Annotated in this window: 5 protein-coding genes; 4 read left to right on the top strand and 1 reads right to left on the bottom strand. The window is 32.2% G+C overall.

Translation table 11 applies throughout. From position 1 onward, the window contains the following. Positions 1–548: 548 nt before the first annotated feature. Positions 549–938 (bottom strand): winged helix-turn-helix transcriptional regulator, encoded by a 390-nt coding sequence (locus MPF19_RS18645; RefSeq protein ID WP_117884815.1) that lies wholly within the window; start codon positions 936–938, stop codon positions 549–551. Positions 939–1,254: 316 nt separating this feature from the next. On the opposite strand from MPF19_RS18645, the gene MPF19_RS18640 reads away from it, so the two are divergent. The 4 genes from MPF19_RS18640 to MPF19_RS18625 are packed head-to-tail and all read left to right on the top strand — an operon-like array spanning position 1,255 to position 4,112. Continuing rightward, the gene (locus tag MPF19_RS18640) at positions 1,255–1,827 is read left to right on the top strand and encodes a carboxymuconolactone decarboxylase family protein (RefSeq protein WP_249989787.1); all 573 of its coding nucleotides are present in this window, start codon (positions 1,255–1,257) and stop codon (positions 1,825–1,827) included. Positions 1,828–1,843: 16 nt separating this feature from the next. Further along, complete coding sequence (locus tag MPF19_RS18635; protein WP_249989786.1) at positions 1,844–2,488, top strand: DsbA family oxidoreductase; 645 nt, start codon at positions 1,844–1,846, stop codon at positions 2,486–2,488. Between the two features lie 14 nt (positions 2,489–2,502). Further along, positions 2,503–3,468, top strand: coding sequence for an alpha/beta hydrolase (locus MPF19_RS18630; protein WP_249989785.1), 966 nt, complete (start codon positions 2,503–2,505; stop codon positions 3,466–3,468). Continuing rightward, complete coding sequence (locus tag MPF19_RS18625) at positions 3,465–4,112, top strand: MBL fold metallo-hydrolase (protein WP_249989784.1); 648 nt, start codon at positions 3,465–3,467, stop codon at positions 4,110–4,112. The genes MPF19_RS18630 and MPF19_RS18625 overlap by 4 nt, the downstream gene beginning before the upstream one ends. Positions 4,113–4,421 lie beyond the last annotated feature (309 nt).

The raw sequence follows: 4,421 nt of genomic DNA, 5'->3' as shown, positions 1-4,421 counted from the left end.
TTCTGCTAAAGCAGCTCTAACATCAACAGCATTTCTATAAATTAAACTTTTGCAACACTTTACTAAATCTAACTTCAATAAATTCGATTGCCTCATTTACAAATCTTATTAACTTATTAATGACATCAAAAATAGAACGGACTTAAAAACTTTAAAAAGATTGCTAAAACTGATAAACAAATGGAGTTAGAGAATACTTGGCAAGGGAAAGATTATAATCCTTATCCGAAAAATTGAATAAAGAAAACACGCTAATTACAGCTTAAAGACAACAAAAAAAAGCTAATTTGGTTTAATTCTAAATTTAAAAAAAACTAACTTCGTTAACTTCTGATATAAAACATTGAAACGATTTGATATCATTAGAGTTGTATGCAAGTGTGGAGGAACATCTGTCAAATAATCGGATTGTTAAAGGAATAAAGCCTTCACTAGCACATTTTAAAATGATAGAACTATCAACTTGAAATAAAATTTGTAAAAGAGCAGGTTTGACCAATACAAATTAGCATTATTTAATTCTCCCGAATTTCTAATTCCTCTACCCTTTATTTGATAAACTCTTCCCTATTTTTTACTATGGCAGGTACGTGAGGTACGATCCAATCTGCTAAATCGACTAATTTTTTCAAAAAGATAGAGCCTTGATCAGTTAAGTTATACTCTACCCTAATAGGTACTTCTGGATAAACAGTTCTTTTTACATGCCCATCTCTTTCTAGAGTTCGCAACGATTTAGTCAGCATTTTAGGAGATATGCCTACCACACTTCTTTTTACATCTGCAAAACGGAGCACTTTGTGTTTTCCAAGAACTAATACTATCATCATAGTCCATTTATCCAACATTGTAGCTAATACATCTTTTATTGGACATACTTCTGATGGATTTTCTACATCCAAATTAGCCAACATCTCTTGCATTCTTTTGTCATTCATACTACTATATTTCTATTTAACTTTTATAAAAAATAGGATTTACCAATCATAACTAACTGATTTACAAAAGTACCTAATATATACTAAGGCTACAAAGGTAACTTAAAATCGATTAATCGCTATAATTTACAAGTCACTAAATTTTTCTTGAAAAAAAGTTTATTTTTTTTTAACGCTAAAGTCTTCACATCAACAACACTATCCTTTTGTATACTTGCTAACCTAAACGTAACGTATTGTACAACAGTAGTATCTTTTGTATACTTGAATCATATTAGAAACTAAAACTTCATCACTGAAGAAAAAAATAGAAATTATGAATACAATAAAGAAAGTAAGCTTAGCACCGAAAACAATAGAAACTGCAAACACGTTATCAAGCTCCATTTTAGAAACCTCTAAAAAAAGAGCTGGAATGATTGCCAATATGTATGCCACCATGGCAAATAACGATGCGTTACTTGATGCCTACACCTACGCTTATGATTCGTTTAGAAAAAATGCAGGTTTTACTCCACAAGAACAAGAAGTTATATTTTTATCTATGAATTATGAAAATGGATGTGAATACTGTATGGCTGCACATAGTGTTATTGCAGACCGAATGTCTAAAGTCCCTAAAGAAGTAACTGATGCAATACGAAATAATACAGAAATTCCTGATGAGAAATTGAAGGCATTAAGTTTATTTTCTAAAATAATGATAGAGAAACGAGGCTATCCTTCAGAATTAGATATTGAAAACTTTTTGAATGTAGGCTATACAAAAAGTCATATTCTTGGTGTTATTACAGGGGCAGCTGTTAAAACAATGAGTAACTACACAAATCACATCTTTGATATCCCAGTAGACAAAGCATTTGAAAGCAGAGCTTGGACTAAAAACTAATTTTAAACTAGAAAAAATGTCAGATAAGATAAAAATAAACATCGTTTCAGATGTGGTTTGCCCCTGGTGTCTTATTGGATACAAAAGACTTCAGCAAGCCATTACCGAAATGGAATTACAAGATAAAGTAGAAATCATATGGGAACCTTTTGAATTAAACCCAGGTTTGCCTGCAGAAGGCATAGATCAATATCTATACAGGTCGCAAAAATATGGAGCAAGCAAAGAAGAAACAGATGTACATAAATTACGCTTAGCTGCTATGGCTGAGGCTGAAGGCTTTAAATTTGATCTTTTTGATGGCATGAAAGTGGTGAATACAAAAAATGCACATATTTTACTAGACTATGCCAAAGGTTATGGCTTGCAGACCGAATTAAATTCGCGTTTAGTAGCATCTTTTTTCAGCGAACGAAAGGATATATCCGACAAAGATGTTCTATATAAGGAATTACTGGTTGTTGGTCTGAACGCTGATGAAGGGATTAAAAAATTAGATGATACAGAAGCTCATAATCACGTTGAAGAACAATTACAATATTGGAAAAACCAAGGAGTATCAGGTGTGCCAACCATGTATTTTAATGACTCAGAACCTGTTGGTGGAGCACAATCTGTTGCAAGTTATAAGCAAGTGTTAGCCGAGGTTTTAGCAAATTAAAATATATAAAAATTATGAAAAACCAAATAGACAAAGGACTTCAGTCTATGTACACGCCATTTAAATCCTTTACTTATTTGGCAAGTAGAAATTGGGGTATTAAGATGATGAATTTCTCAGCTCGTATCTTTAATGGAAAAAAAATAAAAGGACTACATAATGAAGAACGTTTTATTCCAAGTAAGAATGGTGGTCCTGATATTAGAGTACGCATTTTTAAACCTCTAAATGTTAAAGGGAGATTACCTCTATTACAATATATACATGGTGGAGGTTATATTTTAGGAAGTCCAGAAATGATGCCGAATCTTGATATTATTAAACAATTTATTGAAAAAAGACCATGTATAGTTATCGCTCCCGCTTATAGAAAAGCTTTAGACGCTCCATATCCAGCTGCTTTTAATGATTGTTATGACACCTTGTTGTGGGCAAAGGAAAATGCTGAAGAACTCGGCATTTATGATGATAATTTTATGATAGCTGGTCATAGTGGTGGTGGTGGATTAACAGCAGCTGTTACTCTAAAAGCAAGAGATACAAGTGATTTTAACATTGCTTTTCAAATGCCATTTTATCCAATGATAGATGATCTTCAGAATACTAATTCGGCTAAAGAGATGACATCGGTTCCTGTTTGGAATACAAAATCAAATAAAAAAGGTTGGGATTCTTATTTAAAAGATATTAAAGCTAATAATGAAAACGTTCCTGCTTACGCAGCGGCAGCAAGAAATAAAGATTACACCAACTTCCCTCCAACCATCTCATTTGTGGGTGATATGGAACCATTTAAGGATGAAACAATTGCTTACATTGATGCTTTGAAACAGGAAGATATTGATGTGAAATTCAAATTATATAAAGGTGCTTATCATGGTTTTGATGCTTACGTACCTAATGCCGAAATTTCTAAAGAAGCTGTGAAATTTACTTACGATTCGTTTGGCGAATTCTATGATAAATATATAAAACAATGATTCATGTTCAAGTTTTCCCATTCAACCCCGTTCAAGTAAATACATATGTGCTATGGGATTCCGAAACTAAAGATTGCATTCTTATAGATCCAGGTTGTTGGAATGCAGATGAAGAACAAATACTAGCTTCTTTCGTAGAAAAAGAGCAATTAAATGTTACTAAAATCGTGCTGACACATGCACATTTTGACCACGTAGCAGGCGTTAATTTTGCATTAAAGCAATGGAATGTTCCTTTAATAGGCCATAAAGAAGCTAATTTACTTATGCCAAGAATTCCAGAAATGACTGGCTGGTTTAATCTTCATATGGAACCCGTATCTCCATTAACCAATTATGTCAAAGAAGGAGATACGTTAACCTTAGGAACATCAACGTTTATGATTATTCATGTACCAGGTCATTCACCAGGAAGTATAGTTCTTTACTGTGAACAGCAAGATTTTATGATTGGAGGAGATGTTCTTTTCAAGGGGAGTATTGGTCATACAGAAGTACCATATGGCAACTTAAAGACTTTAGTAGATGGTATTAAAAAGAAATTATTAATTAAGCCCGAAGCAACTATTGTTTATACTGGTCATGGACCTTCTACCACAATAGCTTATGAAAATAAGAATAAGAATAACTCTTATGTGTTATAATTGCATACCTTAATATTTTAAAGGTTTATAACAAAAAAGTTAGATTTGTTGAGGAATAAACTAACTGTTACATATAAGCACCTGCATACAACACAGTATATAATTTATTGCTTAGTTTTTGCTTACTTACGAAAATTCCGTTGAAATTTTCTATCTGTGATTTGTTTACTAAATTAGTTGCTTAAACACGCAACAAACCATATACCAAACGTTAAACGAAACCAAAAAATTAGTCTAAAAAAACGAACTTTCTCAAGTTCGTTTTTTATTTATAAATAATTCATAAAAATCTATTCTGCTAAAGCAGCT

This window comes from Polaribacter sp. Z014 (assembly GCF_023555435.1).
Classification (GTDB): Bacteria; Bacteroidota; Bacteroidia; order Flavobacteriales; family Flavobacteriaceae; genus Polaribacter.
The sequence above is the reverse complement of the archived record's forward strand: the minus strand, read 5'-3'. Positions and strand labels throughout refer to the sequence as shown.